This window comes from Streptomyces sp. BK208 (assembly GCF_004364245.1).
In the GTDB taxonomy this organism is placed as follows: domain Bacteria; phylum Actinomycetota; class Actinomycetes; order Streptomycetales; family Streptomycetaceae; genus Streptomyces.
This window is the reverse complement of record NZ_SOAV01000011.1, coordinates 156,904-172,892: the sequence shown is the minus strand read 5'-3', so window position 1 is coordinate 172,892 and position 15,989 is coordinate 156,904. Positions and strand designations below refer to the sequence as shown.

The following is a 15,989-nucleotide window of genomic DNA, read 5'->3' as shown; positions in this document are numbered from 1 at the left end:
CGTGAGGTGTGCGGAGCGTGAGTGGAGGCCGTTGGCGCCGGGTCGCCAGCCAGATCGGGCGGAGTGTCGCGGTGTGGGCCGTGTCCACTCTCACCATGCTCGTGCTCGCCGGGATCCTGCCGGACTTCCGGCTCCAGTCGCCCGACGGGGACAGCGCGACCGACATCGCCATGACCGCCGCGGTCGGGGCCGGTGCCTTCGGTCTGCTCTCCGCGCTGGTCTGGCCGCTCCTGGTCCGCCTGCTGCTCCTCGTGCCGGCCCTCGTCCTCGGTCTGCTCGTCTTCTTCCTCAACGGCGGGCTGCTGCTCCTCGCCATCGACGTGAACCCGGCCGGACGCGGCGGCGTCGCCCCCGAGACGGCGGTCGTGGTGGCCGCCGTCATGTCCGCCGTCGCCTCCGCCACCGGCGGCGCGCTGGCCGTGCGCGACGACGACGCCTACCGCAGCCGCCTCTACCGACTCGCCGACCGCCGCCGCAGATCGGGGCCGCCCTGCCCGGCCGGGCCCGGCACCGTCTTCCTGCAGCTGGACGGCGTGGGCCACGACGTCCTCCTGGACGCCGTCGACCGCGGCGTCATGCCCACCGTCGCCCGCTGGCTCGGCCGCGACGGCGCCTCCGCCACCCACCGCCTCGACCTGTGGCGCACCGACTGGTCCAGCCAGACCGGCGCCAGCCAGCTCGGCATCCTGCACGGCAGCAACCACGACGTCCCCGCCTTCCGCTGGTACGAGAAGGACAGCGGCGAGGTCATGGTCTGCAACCGTCCGACCAGCGCCGCCGAACTGCAGTACCGCGCCGTCCGGCGCACCGGCGACGGCGGACTGCTCAGCCTCGACGGCGCCAGCCGCGGCAACCTGTTCGGCGGCGGCGCCGACGAACAGGCACTCGTGCTGTCCATAGCCACCCGCCGCCGCAGCCGCGAGACCCGCTCCAGGTCCGGCTACTTCGCCTACTTCTCCGACCCGGCCAACGCGGTGCGCACCGCGATGTCCTTCGTCGCCGAGGTGGGCCGGGAGATCGGCCAGTCCACCCGCGCCCGCGTCCACAAGGTCCGCCCGCGCGTCTCCCGGGGCGGCCTCTACCCCTTCGTCCGCGCCTTCGCCACCGTCGTCGAACGCGACGTCGTCGTCGCCGCGGTCATGGGCGACATGCTCGCCGGCCGCACCGCCGTCTACGCCGACCTGGTCGCCTACGACGAGGTCGCGCACCACTCCGGGCCGGGCAGCCGGGACGCCGCCAAGGTCCTCCGGCGGCTCGACCGGGCGCTCGCCCTGATCGAGAACGTCGCCGACCACGCCCCCCGCCCCTACCGGATCGTGGTCCTCTCCGACCACGGCCAGAGCCCCGGTGAGACGTTCCGCGCCCGCTACGGCCTCACCCTCGCCGACCTGGTGCGGGCCGGCTGCGGACTGCCCGTGCCACGCAGCGCCCGGCGCACCCGCAGCGGCGCCGAGGCGCGCAACACCGTGCGGGCCGCCCTGCACCGCCCCGTCGAGGAGGGCGCCGAACAGCAGCGGCCCGCCGACACCCCCACCGGGCGCCGCTCCGAGCCGATCGTGCTGGCCTCCGGCAACCTCGGTCTGGTCTCGTTCCCGGACGTACCGCACCGGATGACGCGGGAGGAGATCGACGCCCGCCACCCCGCCCTGCTGCCGACCCTCGCCAACCACCCCGGCGTCGGCTTCCTGCTGGTGTGCAGCGAGGAACACGGTGGTGTCGTGCTCGGCGCGCGCGGCGCCGAGGTCCCCCTGGACCGGCTCGACCGGGACCCCGGGCCGCTCGCCCCCTTCGGCCCCGGCGCCGCCGACGCCGTACGCCGCACGCACTCCTTCCCGCACACGGCCGACATCATGGTCAACTCCTTCCACGACCCGGCCGACGGCGAGGTGCTCGCCTTCGAGGAGCAGATCGGTTCCCACGGCGGACTCGGCGGCCCCCAGTCGCGCGCCTTCCTGCTGTCGCCGACCGTGCTGTCCGCCCCGGCCGAGCAGGGCGAGGAGATCGTCGGCGCCGAGCGGATCCACGGGATCCTCCGCGACTGGCTGCGCGAGTCGAACGGCCCCCAGGTGCCCGTGGGCGCGGACGATCTGCGGCCGAACGTGGTCGAGGGCGCACCTTTTCCCGTCGCGGACGGGTTCGTGCAGGACAAAACCGCCTGATTTGGCGCGGATCGGGAACGTGCCCGACCATGGCCTGGCCCGGCGATCCCGGGTCCGTTCCATGAGAGGCACACCACCCCATGCACGTCCCCGGGTCCGTCCCCCCACCGGCTCCGGAACCGCAGGAGACCCCCGCGGCCCCCGACATCGGCCACCCCGCCCGCCCAGGACCGACCGACCCCGCACCGGGTCCCGGCCGGCACGCCCGCCGCTTCGGGCTGCCCGTCGCCACCGCCCTGGTCATGGGCAACATCATCGGCGGCGGCATCTTCCTGCTCCCGGCGTCCGTCGCCCCCTTCGGCACCGTCAGCCTGCTCGCCTTCGGTGTCCTCACCGTCGGCGCCATCGCGCTCGCCCTGGTCTTCGGCCGCCTCGCCGCCCGCGACCCGCGCACCGGCGGCCCCTACGTCTACGCCCGCGGGGCCTTCGGCGACTTCGCCGGGTTCCTCGCCGCCTGGGCGTACTGGATCACCACCTGGGTGTCCAACGCGGCCCTCGCCGTCGCCGCCGTCGGCTACCTCGACGTCCTGATCCCGGTGAACGACCACCGCTGGACCGCGTGTCTGGCCGCGCTCGTCGTCCAGTGGCTGCCGGCGCTCGCCAACTTCGCCGGCACCCGTTACGTGGGCGCCGTCCAGCTCGTCTCGACCGTGCTGAAGTTCGCGCCGCTGCTGCTCGTCGCCGTCGGCGGGCTGTTCTTCTTCGACCCGGACAACCTCGGCCCGTTCAACGCGAGCGGCTCCAGCGGCATCGGCGCGGTCTCCGCCGCCGCCGCGATCCTGCTCTTCTCCTACCTCGGCGTGGAGTCCGCCGCCGTCAGCGCCGGAGAGGTCAAGGACCCCCGCCGCACCGTCGGCCGGGCCACGGTCATCGGCACCGCGGGCGCCGCCCTGGTCTACCTTCTCGGCACCCTCTCGGTCTTCGGCACCGTCGCCCACGACCGCCTGGTCACCTCCGACGCGCCCTTCTCGGACGCCGTGAACGCCATGTTCGGCGGCGCCTGGGGCGGCTGGGCCGTCGCGCTGGCCGCCCTGGTCTCGATGACCGGCTGCCTCAACGGCTGGACCCTGCTCAGCGCCCAGACCCCGTACGCGGCGGCCCGGGACGGCCTCTTCCCCGCCGCCTTCGCGCGCAAGCGGCGCGGCGTCCCGACGACCGGCGTCGCCGTCACCGTCGTCCTCGCCTCCCTGCTCACCGTCTACAACTACACGTCGGGCTCGGCGAAGGTCTTCGAGGTCCTCGTCCTGGTCACCACCTTCACCGCGACCGTGCCGTACCTGCTCGCCGCGGCCGCCCAGATCTTCCACCTGGTCTCCGGGCAGGGCGAGAAGGTCGACCGGGCGCGGCTCGTGCGGGACGGGGTGATCGCGGCGGTCGCGGCGGCCTTCTCCCTGTGGCTCGTCGCGGGCGCCGGTTACGCGGCGGTCTACCAGGGCGTGCTGTTCCTCTTCGCGGGAGTGCTGGTGTACGCGGTGATGGCCGCCCGCAGGCGGCGCGCGGAGGCGGCCACCGCACCCTGACCCGGTCGCCGCGGGGACACCACTGCCTCCTGGCCCGCCGCTCCCCGCGTCGAGCGCGTCCCCCGGGCCCGCCCGAAGGCCGGTCTTCCCGGTGCGCCGAGCAGGAGTGTGATCGGATGGGGGCGGGAACCCGGGCACGGGCTACCACCGCCCCAGTACAGCAAGCGAATTCGAGAGGACCCGCCGTGGCAACCACGCGCTCCGCACACACCGTCTGGGAAGGCAACCTGCTCGAGGGCAACGGTGTCGTCACCTTCGACTCGTCCGGCATCGGCGAGCAGCCCGTCTCCTGGCCGTCGCGTGCCGAGAAGGCCAACGGGAAGACCAGCCCGGAGGAGCTGATCGCCGCCGCCCACTCCAGCTGCTTCTCCATGGCGCTGTCGAACGGCCTGGCCGGAGCCGGCACCCCGCCCACCAGGCTCACCACCTCCGCCGACGTCACCTTCCAGCCCGGCGAGGGCATCACCGGCATCCACCTGACCGTGGAGGGCACCGTCCCCGGCCTCGACAACGACGCGTTCGTCGTCGCCGCCGAGGACGCCAAGAAGAACTGCCCGGTCAGCCAGGCCCTGACCGGCACGACGATCACCCTGTCGGCCAAGCTGGCCTGACGCGGACGCCCCGCGCCCTCCGGCACGCCCACGTCCCGGGTCGGGGGGTGCGGACGGCCCGGCGCCGCCGCACCGTCGTGCGGGGACCCGCCGGGCCCTGCGACGTCAGCGCCCGCCGGTCAGCAGCAACGGGCCGGGAAGGCCCGTCGCCCTCTCCTCGTACCCGACGGCGGTGACGCCCTGCGGGGTCCAGGCCACTGCGTTCAGGAAACGGGTGCCCTCCGCACCGCCCGGCGGGACGGACGCCTGCGACCACCGGCCACGGCGCAGCCGCATGACGTACGGTGTGCCGTCCCGCTGTTCCCCGGCGACCGCCACTCCTCCCGGTGCGAGAGTCAGGTCGTTCACGCGACCGGCGCCGGCGGGCGACGGCACCTGCTTCCAGGAGCGGCCGTTCCAGTGCGCGAGCAGCGCGTGCCCCGTGTCCTCGTCGTCGTTCAGCTTCCGGCCCGCCGCCCAGACGTCGTCCGGGCCGCGGGCCTCCAGGTCGACGAGTTCGCCGTTGACCCCGTCGTAGGGGACCGGCACACGGGACCAGGACGTCCCGTCGTAGTGCAGCATCGCCGGCTGGTCCGCGGAGGTGTAACCGGAGACCCACACGTCGTCGTCGGCGAGGGCGGTGACGGAGTTCGTCCACAGGGAGACGGCGTCCGGCACGGGCACGAGGTGCCACGCCCCGCCGTCCCAGTGCTGGATCATCGCCTCCGCGTGTGTCTCCTGGATCGTCCCCCCGGGCTTGTCGGGGTCGGGTACCTCGCTGTCGACGACGATGAGCCAGCCGACCGCCCACACGTCGTCGCGGGCCCGTGCCGACACGTCCAGCAGCCCGGCGCCGGCGAGTTCCGTCCCCTCGGGCGCCGGCGCGTCGACCACCCGCCACTCGGTGCCGTCCCAGTGCTGGGTGAGGAAGACGCCCCGGGACTCCTCGTACGCACCGACCATCCAGGCGTCGTCCCGCGACACCGCGTCGATCGCGCTGATCTGGTTGGACGGGTCGGCGAACCCCCGCATCGGGATCTCCCGCCAGGACTTCTCGCCGTCGTCGTGGGCGAGCAGCAGCGGCGTCCTGGGCCGGGTCCTGCCCTCCTGGCCGACCCGTACCCCGTAGGCCCAGGTGCTGTCGCCGTCCACCCTGGTGACGCCGGTCAGCGCCGCGTCGCCCACCCACGTCAGGTCCGCGGCGGACCACCGGGCGTCGGCGTGCGCCGTGGCGGCCGGCACGGTGACCGCGGCCAGGGCCACAGCCACGACGGCGGTTCTCGTTCGGAGGCGTGTTCCACTCATACTGACTTCTCCCGCTGCGGTCTCGGTGTCCGACGTCTGCACTCCTTCTCAGTGCGGTGGCGGGGGCGGCACGTTGCGGCGGCCGTCGACTCCTCCGCCGCCCGATTCGGCTGCCCGGACCGCAACCGGGAGGGCGGGCCACCGCACTTGAACGGTGGGACCGTCCGCGCGGGCGGCCGGGGAGAGGGGGCGGGGTGGACCGCGGTGAGGACGCGCTGCACGACTTCGTGCGTGACAGACGCCTGGCGCTCTTCAGGAGCGCCTTCCTGATGTGCGGCAACCGCGACGAGGCGGAGGACCTGGTGCAGACGACCCTGGTCAAGGTGGTGCTCGGCTGGCGGCGCCTGCAGAGGCTGGACAACGTCGAGGCGTACGCCCGCAAGACGCTGTTCAACACCTTCATCGAGGGCAGGCGCCGGTTCTGGCGGCGTGAACACGCGTACGGGGAGCTGCCGGAAGAGGCCGCTCCCGAGTCCGACTCGGAGACCGGGATGGTGGTGCGGTCGGCGCTGGCCGGCCTCACCCCGCGGCAGCGGGCCGTGCTGGTGCTGCGCTACTGGGAGGACCAGAGCGTCGAGGCGACCGCCGCGGTGCTCGGAATGCGGGAGAACACGGTGAAGAGCCACACCGCCCGCGGGCTGGCGGCGCTCCGCGCCGTGGTGGGGAAGGAGTTCGTATGAGCGACGTCAGGGACGACGAGGTGCGGGACCTGCTCGCCCGGGCCGCCGAGAGGGCCGGCGGTCCCTCGTTCGACACGGCGGTGGTGTTCGCCCGGGCGTCCCGAGTGCGCCGAAGGCGCCGCGCGGTGGTGGCCGGCGGGGCGTTGGCCGTCGTGGCCGGCGCGCTGTTCACCGTGTCCGCCGTGCCCTCGGGCGGGGCGGACCGGGCATCGGCCGCCGCCCCTCCGACGCACGCCGAGCCGACCGGTGGCTCCGGGCGGGAGCGGAGGCTCGCAGGGCTGCTGCCCGCCGGCGCCGGTGAGGTCGAGGAGATCTCCCTGGCCGCGCTGCTGAAGGGCGCGGACCGGAAGACCGCCACCGGCGGGGAGACCCGGGGCGCCCTGGACGGCTGGTACGCCCTCCGCCGGCCGGACGGCGTCGGCTACCTCGGCGTCGCCCTGCACGACCGGAAGTACCTGGAGGCGAAGTTCCCCGACGGGCAGGGCCCTGCCGCGGACCTCTGCGCGCGGACCGGGACGGAGCCGCCCCGCACCGACTGCGTGCGCGAGGAACTGGCCGGCGGCCGGGTGCTGACCATCTGGCGGCAGCCGCGGGAGCGGAACGAGGACGGCCTGGAGTGGGGCGAGGAACTCACCGCCCGGCTCGTGCTCCCCGACGGCCGGACCCTGTTCGTCCGCGACAGCGCCGGTTACCGCGGCCACGGCCGGCTCGGACCCCTGCTGCGGACCCCGCCCCTGACCCGTGAGCAGCTCCGCGCCCTGGTGCTGCGACCGGAACCGGTGGCGGGAAGGTAGGCGGCACGGGTCAGGAGCCCGCGCGCTCCCAGCCCCTCCGGTCCGGGCGCGGCCCCAGCTGTCTGGGGTCGCGCGACCGGTAGACCACGTAGGGCCGGGTCAGGTACTGCAGGGGGGCGCTGAACATGTGCACCAGACGGGTGTAGGGCACCAGGGCGATCAGCACCATCCCGACCACCGCGTGCACGTGGTACAGCAGCGGCACGCCCTCCATCAGCTCGGTCTTCGGGTTCAGGGTGAACAGGCTGCGCGACCAGGGGGCGATGGTGCTGCGGTAGTCGTAGCCGTTGCCCGAGGTGTCGGAGAGCTTGGCGATCATGCCCAGGAGCAGCGCGCCGAGCAGGAAGACGTACATGAGCTTGTCGTTGGCCGTGGTGGCGCGGAACACCGGCGCGTTGGTGCGGCGCCGGTAGATCAGGATGGCGATGCCGGCGACCGCGAGGACCCCGGAGGCGGTGCCGCCGTACAGCGAGAACAGGTGGTACGCGTGCTCGCTGATGCCGATCGACCGCGTCCAGGACGCCGGGACGAACAGCCCGATCAGGTGGCCGGCGAGCACGAAGAGGATGCCGTAGTGGAAGACCGGCGACGCGATGTTCAGCAGCTTCGACTCGTAGACCTGCGACGAACGCGTCGTCCAGCCGAACCGGTCGTAGCGGTGCCGCCAGACCAGGCCCGCGATCAGCAGCGCGAAGGCGGCGTAGGGCAGCACGCCCCACAGGAAGACGTTCATCGGCGGGCTCCCATCGGTGCGGGCGGCAGGGTGGCGCACACCGCGTCCAGGACGCACGCGTAGGGCGTGCCGAAGGCGGTGAGCCGGGAACGCAGCTGGTCCAGGGCGTCGCGGTGCTCGGTGAGCATGGTCATGTCCCCGGTGCGGGAGACGAACTCCAGGACCGCGGGCAGGAAGTCCGGCAGCTCCTCGCCGGTGAACTCCAGGCCGTGCGCGCGGTACAGCTCCTTGAAGCGGACCAGGGACATCCCGCGGTTGCGGGTGTCGCCGTCGGTCCACCAGCTCAGGTACAGACTGTGCCGGTTCCTGAAGTCGAAGACCTCCACGTAGTGCGCCTGCAGTGCGCCCTGCCCGGTCACCGCCGCGTGGTCGGTGAAGCCGCGCAACTGCGGCGCCGCCTCGCGCAGCAGGGGCAGCCGGGCGCGGAAGCCGTCGTCGGGATAGGTCAGACAGAGCGCCGCCGCCTGGTACAGCACCTCGAATCCTGGCATCGGTTCAGACCTCCCGCTCGTCGTCGGCGGTCTGCCGTCTGCGCAGGATGTGGAAGTTCTCCACCGGCACCAGCGGCAGCCGCTTGCGGCCCGAGTCCTGCCCGAACGGTCCGTCGCCGCCCATGCCCGGGCCGCCGTCGGTGTCCAGGCTGCACGTGTCCGGCAGCGCCGACGCCTCCAGGCGGTGCGCGTCCCCGACGGCCGCCGTCGGGATCACGTACCGCTCCTCGTACTTGGCGATCGCCAGCAGCCGGTACATCTCCTCGACCTCCTCGGGGCGCATGCCGACGCCCGCGCAGACCGCAGGGTCCGGGTCCTCGCCGAGGTTCACCGACCGCATGTGGGCGCGCATCGCCGCCAGCTTCTCCAGCGACGCCCGCACCGGGCCGGTGTCGCCGGCCGTGAACAGCTCGGCCAGGTACTCCAGCGGGATGCGCAGCGTGTCGATCGCGCCGAACAGGTTGTCCGCGTCCTCGCCGTCGTGCCCGGTCTCCGTCAGCGCGTCCACGACCGGCGACAGCGGCGGGATGTACCAGACCATCGGCATCGTGCGGTACTCCGGATGCAGGGGCAGCGCGACGCGGTACCTGCTCACCAGCGCGTGCACGGGGGAGCGCCGGGCCGCCTCGATCCAGTCGAACGGGATGCCCGCTTCTTCGGCGGCGCGCCGCACCTGCGCGTCCTCCGGGTCCAGGAAGACACCCAACTGAGCCTCGTACAAGTCGTGTTCGTCCGGCGTCTCGGCGGCCTCGGTCACCTTGTCCGCGTCGTAGAGGACCACGCCCAGGTACCTGAGCCGGCCCACGCAGGTCTCCGAGCAGACCGTGGGCTGGCCGACCTCGATGCGCGGGTAGCAGAAGGTGCACTTCTCTGCCTTGCCGGTGCGGTGGTTGAAGTACACCTTCTTGTACGGGCAGCCAGTCACGCACATCCGCCAGCCCCGGCAGCGGTCCTGGTCGACCAGGACGATGCCGTCCTCCGCGCGCTTGTACATCGCCCCGGACGGGCACGAGGCCACGCACGACGGGTTGAGGCAGTGCTCGCAGATGCGCGGCAGATAGAACATGAAGGTCTCTTCGTAGGCGAAGCGCACCTTCTCCGACGCCTGTTGCCGGGTGCGCTCCACCATCGGGTCGAGGTCGCCGTAGGCGGGCGCGCCGCCCAGGCTGTCGTCCCAGTTGGAGGACCAGCCGATCTTCATCGGCTTTCCGTCGAGCTGCGAGACCGGCCGCGCGACGGGGTAGTCCGTGCCGAGCGGGGCGTCGGTGAGGTTCTTGTAGTCGTACGTCCAGGGCTCGTAGTAGTCCTTGATCTCGGGGAGCCGGGGGTTGGAGAAGATCCCGGCGAGCTTCTTGAACCGGCCGCCCGCCTTCAGTCTCAGCGCGCCGCGCCGGTTCAGCTCCCAGCCGCCCCGCCACTTCTCCTGGTCCTCGTAGCGGCGCGGGTAGCCCTGTCCCGGGCGGGTCTCGACGTTGTTGAACCAGACGTACTCCATGCCGCGCCGGTTGGTCCACGCCTGCTTGCAGGTGACCGAGCAGGTGTGGCACCCGATGCACTTGTCGAGGTTCATGACCATCGCGACCTGGGCCATCGGACGCATCAGTACTCGACCTCCTGGGAGCGGCGGCGGATGACCGTCACCTCGTCGCGCTGGTTGCCCGTCGGGCCGAGGTAGTTGAAGGCCCAGGACAACTGGGCGTAGCCGCCGATGAGATGGGTGGGCTTGAGGAGGAGGCGGGTGAGCGAGTTGTGCACGCCGCCGCGCTTGCCGGTCGTCTCCGCGAGCGGCACGTTGACCGTGCGTTCCTGGGCGTGGTGCATGAAGACCGTGCCGGCCGGCATCCGGTGCGAGACGATCGCTCGGGCCACGACCACGCCGTTGCGGTTGACCGCCTCGATCCAGTCGTCGTCGGCGACCCCGATGGCCGCCGCGTCCTCGGCGGACATCCAGATGGTCTGGCCGCCCCGGGACAGCGCCAGCATGAACAGGTTGTCCTGGTACTCGGAGTGGATGGACCACTTGTTGTGCGGGGTGAGGTAGCGGACCGTCACCTCGTGGTGCCCGTCGGACCCGAGCCGCGGTTCACCGAACAGCCGGTGCATGTCCAGGGGCGGCCGGTACACGGGCAGCGCCTCGCCCAGCTCGTGCATCCAGTCGTGGTCGACGAAGAAGTGCTGCCGTCCGGTGAGGGTGTGCCAGGGCTTGAGGTGCTCGGTGTTGAGCGTGAACGCCGTGTAGCGGCGTCCGCCCGCCTCGCTGCCCGACCACTCCGGGGAGGTGATCACCGGGACCGGCGCCGCCTGGGTGTCGGCGTACGTGATCCGCTTGCCCTCCTGCTCGGCGGCGAGGTGGGCCATCGCCTGCCCGGTCTTCTCCTCCAGCGTGTGGAAGCCCTGGGTGGCCAGGCGGCCGTTGGTGGTGCCGGACAGGGCCAGGATGGTGTCGGCCGCCTTCACCGCCGTGTCCAGGGCCGGACGCCCGGCGGCCGGACCGTCGCGCACCGTGCCGTTCAGGTCCCGCAGCCGCGCCACCTCCTCGTCCGGCTTCAGGGTGATGCCCTTGGCGGGCAGCCCCTTGGCCTCGACCAGGGGGCCGAGCGCCGCGAACTTCGCGCCGACCGCCGTGTAGTCGCGCTCCACGACCACCAGGTTCGGCATGGTCCTGCCGGGCTCCGGATCGCACTCCCCGCGCCGCCAGTCCCGTACGACGCCGCCCGGCTGGGCGATCTCGCCCGGGGTGTCGTGCTGGAGCGGCGCCGCCACCAGGTCCTTGCGCACCCCGAGGTGGTCCTCGGCCAGCTCGCTCAGCTTCTCCGCGAGGAGCTTGAAGGTGTCGAAGTCGGTGCGCGCCTGCCACGGCGGGCTCACGGCCGGGGAGAAGGCGTGCACATAAGGGTGCATGTCCGTGCTGGACAGGTCGTGCTTCTCGTACCAGGTCGCGGCGGGCAGCACCACGTCCGAGAGCAGCGTCGACGAGGTGTGCCGGAAGTCCAGCGAGAGGAGCAGGTCGAGCTTGCCCTCCGGAGCCTCCTCGTGCCAGACCACGTCGCGGGGCCGCTCGCCGGGAGCCGCCTCCTCGGCGCGGAGCGAGGACTGGGTGCCCAGCAGGTGCTTGGTGAAGTACTCGGCGCCCTTGCCGGAGGAACCGAGCAGGTTGGCCCGCCACAGGGTCACGATCCGCGGCCAGTTCTCCGGCGCGTCCGGGTCCTCGCCGGCGAACTTGAGGGTGCCCGCCTGCAGTTCGGCCACCGCGTTCGCCACCGGGTCGCCGAAGGACTCGCCCAGCTCCAGGGGGTTGCGGTCGAAGGTCGGGTACGAGGGCATCCAGCCCGTGCGCGCCGACAGGGCCAGACAGTCCGCGCCCGCCATCCCGGCCAGCCGGCCCTCGCCCAGCGGTGAGGCGAGGACGTCGGCGCGGAACCGGTCGTAGCGCCACTGGTCGGTGTGCAGGTACCAGTACCCGGTGCCGATCGCCTGGCGCGGCGGGCGCGACCAGTCCGACGCGGCGGCCAGCGACGCCCAGCCGGTCACCGGGCGGCACTTCTCCTGCCCGACGTAGTGCGCCCAGCCGCCGCCGTTGCGGCCCTGGCAGCCGGTGAGCTGGAGCAGCGCCAGGAAGCTCCGGTAGATCGTCTCCGAGTGGAACCAGTGGTTGGTGCCCGCGCCCATCAGGATCATGCAGCGGCCCTTCGACCGCTCCGCCGTCCGCGCGAACTCCCGGGCGATCCGCACACAGGCCGCCGCCGGGACCGAGGTGTGCGTCTCCTGCCAGGCCGGCGTCCCGGGCGCCTTCGCGTCCTCGTACGACGCCGGCCAGTCGCCCGGCACGTCCGGCCGCGCCACGCCGTACTGCGCGAGCAGCAGGTCGAAGACCGTCGTCACCAGCGGCCCGGTCGCCCCGCCCAGGCGGGTCGCCGGCACCCCCCGGCGCAGCACCTCCCCGCGCCCCTGCCCGTGCGGGCCGCCCTCGGTGTCGAAGCGGGGGAGCAGCACCTCCACGCCCGACGCCATCTCGTGCCCGTGCAGGCTCAGCCGGGGGCGTACGTCGCCCAGGTCCAGGTTCCACTTCCCCCGGTCGGCCTCGTTCCAGCGGAAGCCCAGCGAGCCGTTCGGGACGACCGCGCGGCCCGTCGCCTCGTCCAGCACGACCGTCTTCCAGCGGGCGTCCTCGCCGCCCTGCCCGAGGTCCGCGGCGCGCAGGAACTTGTCCGGGACGTGCGCGCCGTCCCGTTCGGTCAGCGTCACCAGGAACGGCAGGTCGGTGAAGCGCCGCACGTAGTCGTCGAAGAACGGGGTGACGCGGTCGACGAAGAACTCCCTGAGCACCACGTGCCCCATCGCCAGCGCCAGCGCGGCGTCCGACCCGGGGTGCGGGTGCAGCCACTGGTCGGCGAACTTGGTGTTGTCGGCGTAGTCGGGCGAGACCACGACCACCTTCTGGCCCCGGTAGCGGGCCTCCGCCATCCAGTGCGCGTCGGGCGTACGGGTCACCGGCACGTTCGTGCCCCACATGATCAGGTACGCCGCGTCCCACCAGTCGCCCGACTCCGGCACGTCCGTCTGGTCGCCGAAGACCTGCGGGGACGCCACCGGCAGGTCGGCGTACCAGTCGTAGAACGACAGCATCGGGGCGCCGATCAGCGAGTGGAAGCGGGCGCCCGCCGCGTGCGACACCATCGACATCGCGGGAATGGGGGAGAAGCCCGCGATCCGGTCCGGGCCGTGGGTGCGGATGGTGTGGACGTGCGCGGCGGCGACCATCTCCACCGCCTCGTCCCAGCTCGCCCGGACCAGGCCGCCCTTCCCGCGCGCCCGCTGGTAGCGCCCGCGGCGCTCCGGGTCGCCCTGGAGGTCGGCCCAGGCCAGCACCGGGTCCTTCAGCCGGGCCTTCGCCTCCCGGTACATCTCCAGGAGCACCCCGCGCACGTACGGGTAGCGCACCCGGGTCGGCGAGTAGGTGTACCAGGAGAACGCCGCCCCCCGCGGGCAGCCGCGCGGCTCGTACTCGGGGCGGTCCGGGCCCACCGAGGGATAGTCCGTGGCCTGGGTCTCCCAGGTGATGATGCCGTCCTTCACGAACACGTTCCAGCGGCACGACCCCGTGCAGTTCACGCCGTGCGTCGACGTCACGACCTTGTCGTGGCTCCAGCGGTCCCGGTAGAAGGCGTCCGACTCCCGGCCGCCGACCAGTCCGATGCTGTGCAGGTCGGGTGCGGCGGTGCCCGGCCGGAAGAAGCGTCCCGCGCGCAGCAGCGCCGCGCCCGGCTCGGTGGGCGGTGTCCGCGTGTCGGTCACGTGCGCTCCCTTGCTCACCAGTCGCTGGTGCTTGCCGGCCCTGGTTCCCGAACCTAGGGGCGGGCGGGGGAGCGCACCTGTTCGCGGCGCCCGTACGGGTCACGGGGCGGGCGGGCCGCCGTGTCCTCGGGAGGGGGCCGGGTCAGAAGGTCTCGCGGTAGGCGCGCAGGATCTTCTCGGTGCGCTGGGTCGAGGCGGCGCGGGCCGTCATGTGGTCCAGGACCTCCAGGTGCGCCGAGACCTCGGTGCGGGAGTCCAGGTACAGGGCGCCGGTCAGGTACTCGGTGAACACCATGTCGGGCAGCTCCGGCTCCGCGAACCGGAACAGGGTGAACGGTGCGTAGGTCCCGGGGTGCGGACCGTCCTCGAACTCGGCGACCTGAAGCGTCACCCGGTCCCGGACGGCGAAGTCCAGCAGCTTGTCGAGCTGCTCGCGCATCACCCGGCCGTCGATGCTCACCGGCCGCTTCAGCACCGTCTCGTCCATCACCACCCACAGGTGGGGCGGGTCCGGGCGTTCCAGCAGCCGCTGCCGCTCCATGCGCAGGGAGACGTGCCGCTCCACCGCGTCCCCGCCCGCGCTGCCGATCGTGCCGGCCTCCAGGACCGAGCGCGCGTAGTCCTCGGTCTGCAGCAGCCCCGGCACGAAGTGCGGCTCGTAGGAACGGACGATCCGCGCGGCGCCCTCCAGGCTCACGTACAGGCTGAACCAGTCCGGCAGCACGTCGTGGTACCGCTGCCACCAGCCCGGCTGGTTCGCCTCCTCGGCGAGCGCGACGAACGCCGAGACCTCGTCGGAGGCGACGCCGTACGCCGTCAGCAGTATCTGGACGTACGGTATTTTCAGCGCGACCTCGGCCGTCTCCATGCGCCGCACGGTCGCCGGTGCCACCCGGAGCACCTGGGCCGCCTCTTCGCGCCTGAGGCCCGCCGTCTCCCGCAGTTCCTGCAGCCGCCTGCCCAGGACCACCTGGCCCACGGTGGGTGCGGCCCGCCGCTCACTCACGCCCCGCCTCCCCAACGCGCCCGGATCACACCACAGTTTGTCATGTTCCTCTGTCGGCCTCACAGGGGTGTCCGTGGATCACTCGCGGGCCGGGGCATGACCTGCCGGGTAATCGACCGCGCCCGCGCGGCGGCGGGATCGTGGAGCCCACGGGTTCCGGTCCGGCGCACTCCGGACCGGGGCCCGCTTCAGGACAGCAGCGAGTGGAGGTACTTGACCGTCGCCGGGTCGGCCGGGAGCAGCGTCTCGATGGCCAGCTCGGCGACCGTCACGTCCATCGGGGTGTTGAAGGTGGAGATGGACGAGACGAACGACAGGATGTGGCCCTCGTGCTCGATCCGCATCGGCAGCGCGAAGTACGGCACCGGCTCCTCGGGCTCGTCGCCCGGTGCGGCCGGCGGCACCGGGTACGCCGCCACCTCGTCGTACAGCTCCCGAAGCGGCTGCGAGCGGTGCAGGGCGATCTGCCGTTCCATCTGCTCCAGCAGGTGCCCGCGCCACTCGCGCAGGTTGCGGATGCGCGGTGCCAGACCGTCCGGGTGCAGCGTCAGCCGGATCGCGTTCAGCGGCGGGGCGAGGAGGTGCTCCGCGACGCCGTCCAGCAGCATCGCGATCCCCCGGTTGGCCGCCAGGACCCGGTACGTCCCGTCGACGACCAGCGCCGGATACGGCTCGTAGCCCTTGATCAGCCGCTCCATGCCCTCGCGGACGGCGTCCAGCGCCGGGGCGTCCAGCGGCGTCTCGGGGTAGTGCGGGGCGTAACCGGCGGCCAGCAGCAGCGCGTTGCGCTCCCGGACGGGGACGTCCAGGTGCTCGGCGAGGCGCAGCACCATCTCCTCGCTCGGCCGGGAGCGGCCCGTCTCGACGAAGCTGATGTGCCGGGCGGAGGAGTCGGCGCGCAGCGCCAGCTCGAGCTGGCTGACCCGCCGCCGCTCCCGCCAGGCCCGCAGCAGCGGGCCCACGCCCCGGTCGGTGGCGGAGGAGGTGCCGGAGACGGGTGCGGTCATACGCCAGACGGTAGCCGACACCGGTCCGCGCCGGGGCGCTCGCGCTGTGGCAGGCTGAAACGGATCCGCCCGTCGAGCACCACCAGCGAAGGAGCGCAGCCCGTGCCCGTCGAACCGCTGTCGCCGCAGGAGATCGAGGAGCGGCTGGCCGCCCTGCCCGGCTGGTCCCTCGACGCCGGCCGCCTCACCCGCTCCTACCGGCTCGGCTCGCACTTCGCGGCGACCGCGATGGTGGTCCACATCGCGCAGGTCCAGGAGGAACTCGACCACCACTCCGACCTGACCCTCGGCTACGACACGGTCGCCCTCGCCGTGCACACCCACAGCGCGCAGGGCGCCGTCACCGAGAAGGACTTCGCGCTCGCCCACAGGGTGGAGGACCTGGCCGGCGGCCACGGGGCACACTGAC

General features: G+C 72.9%; 13 protein-coding genes. 6 read left to right on the top strand and 7 right to left on the bottom strand.

Annotation, left to right across the window (positions count from 1 at the left end; all coding sequences use genetic code 11):
- The first annotated feature begins 17 nt into the window (after window positions 1-17).
- The 3 genes from EV562_RS25805 (at window position 18) to EV562_RS25795 (ending at window position 4,290) form a co-directional block, all read left to right on the top strand.
- Window positions 18-2,159: a phage holin family protein gene (locus EV562_RS25805; RefSeq protein ID WP_279588512.1), complete on the top strand. Its 2,142-nt coding sequence runs from the start codon at window positions 18-20 to the stop codon at window positions 2,157-2,159.
- An 80-nt stretch (window positions 2,160-2,239) separates the two neighbouring features.
- The gene (locus EV562_RS25800; protein ID WP_133889249.1) at window positions 2,240-3,679 is read left to right on the top strand and encodes an amino acid permease; all 1,440 of its coding nucleotides are present in this window, start codon (window positions 2,240-2,242) and stop codon (window positions 3,677-3,679) included.
- Window positions 3,680-3,864: 185 nt separating this feature from the next.
- On the top strand, window positions 3,865-4,290 hold the full coding sequence (locus EV562_RS25795) for an OsmC family protein (protein WP_133889248.1): 426 nt from the start codon (window positions 3,865-3,867) through the stop codon (window positions 4,288-4,290).
- Between the two features lie 105 nt (window positions 4,291-4,395).
- On the opposite strand, the gene EV562_RS25790 is transcribed toward EV562_RS25795, so the two are convergent.
- Window positions 4,396-5,538 (bottom strand): hypothetical protein, encoded by a 1,143-nt coding sequence (locus EV562_RS25790; RefSeq protein WP_133889247.1) that lies wholly within the window; start codon window positions 5,536-5,538, stop codon window positions 4,396-4,398.
- Window positions 5,539-5,768: 230 nt separating this feature from the next.
- Between EV562_RS25790 and EV562_RS25785 the strand changes: the two genes are divergently transcribed.
- Both EV562_RS25785 and EV562_RS25780 read left to right on the top strand, forming a co-directional pair.
- Entirely contained in the window at window positions 5,769-6,254 is a 486-nt protein-coding gene (locus EV562_RS25785; RefSeq protein ID WP_133889246.1) for a SigE family RNA polymerase sigma factor, read from the top strand.
- Window positions 6,251-7,048, top strand: coding sequence for a hypothetical protein (locus tag EV562_RS25780; RefSeq protein WP_133889245.1), 798 nt, complete (start codon window positions 6,251-6,253; stop codon window positions 7,046-7,048). Before EV562_RS25785 ends, EV562_RS25780 begins: the two co-directional genes overlap by 4 nt.
- 10 nt (window positions 7,049-7,058) lie before the next feature.
- Here the strand turns inward: EV562_RS25780 and narI are convergent, their stop codons facing one another.
- The 6 genes from narI to EV562_RS25750 form a co-directional block, all read right to left on the bottom strand.
- Entirely contained in the window at window positions 7,059-7,781 is a 723-nt protein-coding gene (gene narI / locus EV562_RS25775) for a respiratory nitrate reductase subunit gamma (protein ID WP_133889244.1), read from the bottom strand.
- On the bottom strand, window positions 7,778-8,272 hold the full coding sequence (gene narJ, locus EV562_RS25770; protein WP_133889243.1) for a nitrate reductase molybdenum cofactor assembly chaperone: 495 nt from the start codon (window positions 8,270-8,272) through the stop codon (window positions 7,778-7,780). Before narJ ends, narI begins: the two co-directional genes overlap by 4 nt.
- A 4-nt stretch (window positions 8,273-8,276) precedes the next feature.
- A complete protein-coding gene (narH, locus tag EV562_RS25765; protein WP_133889242.1) occupies window positions 8,277-9,872 on the bottom strand; it encodes a nitrate reductase subunit beta in 1,596 nt (531 codons plus the stop codon).
- Complete coding sequence (locus EV562_RS25760) at window positions 9,872-13,567, bottom strand: nitrate reductase subunit alpha (RefSeq protein ID WP_133889241.1); 3,696 nt, start codon at window positions 13,565-13,567, stop codon at window positions 9,872-9,874. Before EV562_RS25760 ends, narH begins: the two co-directional genes overlap by 1 nt.
- Window positions 13,568-13,709: 142 nt before the next feature.
- Window positions 13,710-14,573 carry a helix-turn-helix transcriptional regulator gene (locus EV562_RS25755; RefSeq protein WP_133889240.1) on the bottom strand — a complete coding sequence of 288 codons (864 nt, stop codon included), beginning with the start codon at window positions 14,571-14,573 and terminating at the stop codon, window positions 13,710-13,712.
- A gap of 188 nt (window positions 14,574-14,761) precedes the next feature.
- The gene (locus EV562_RS25750) at window positions 14,762-15,580 is read right to left on the bottom strand and encodes a helix-turn-helix transcriptional regulator (protein ID WP_133889239.1); all 819 of its coding nucleotides are present in this window, start codon (window positions 15,578-15,580) and stop codon (window positions 14,762-14,764) included.
- Between the two features lie 102 nt (window positions 15,581-15,682).
- On the opposite strand from EV562_RS25750, the gene EV562_RS25745 reads away from it, so the two are divergent.
- Window positions 15,683-15,988, top strand: a complete 306-nt coding sequence (locus EV562_RS25745) for a 4a-hydroxytetrahydrobiopterin dehydratase (protein ID WP_133889238.1) — start codon at window positions 15,683-15,685, stop codon at window positions 15,986-15,988.
- The last annotated feature ends 1 nt before the right edge of the window (window position 15,989 follow it).

Coding starts and splice junctions, on each gene's coding strand:
- EV562_RS25800 (WP_133889249.1), top strand. CDS start 2,240: ATGCACGTCCCCGGGTCCGTCCCCCCACCGGCTCCGGAACCGCAGGAG.
- EV562_RS25780 (WP_133889245.1), top strand. CDS start 6,251: ATGAGCGACGTCAGGGACGACGAGGTGCGGGACCTGCTCGCCCGGGCC.
- narI (WP_133889244.1), bottom strand. CDS start 7,781: ATGAACGTCTTCCTGTGGGGCGTGCTGCCCTACGCCGCCTTCGCGCTG.
- narJ (WP_133889243.1), bottom strand. CDS start 8,272: ATGCCAGGATTCGAGGTGCTGTACCAGGCGGCGGCGCTCTGTCTGACC.
- narH (WP_133889242.1), bottom strand. CDS start 9,872: ATGCGTCCGATGGCCCAGGTCGCGATGGTCATGAACCTCGACAAGTGC.
- EV562_RS25750 (WP_133889239.1), bottom strand. CDS start 15,580: ATGACCGCACCCGTCTCCGGCACCTCCTCCGCCACCGACCGGGGCGTG.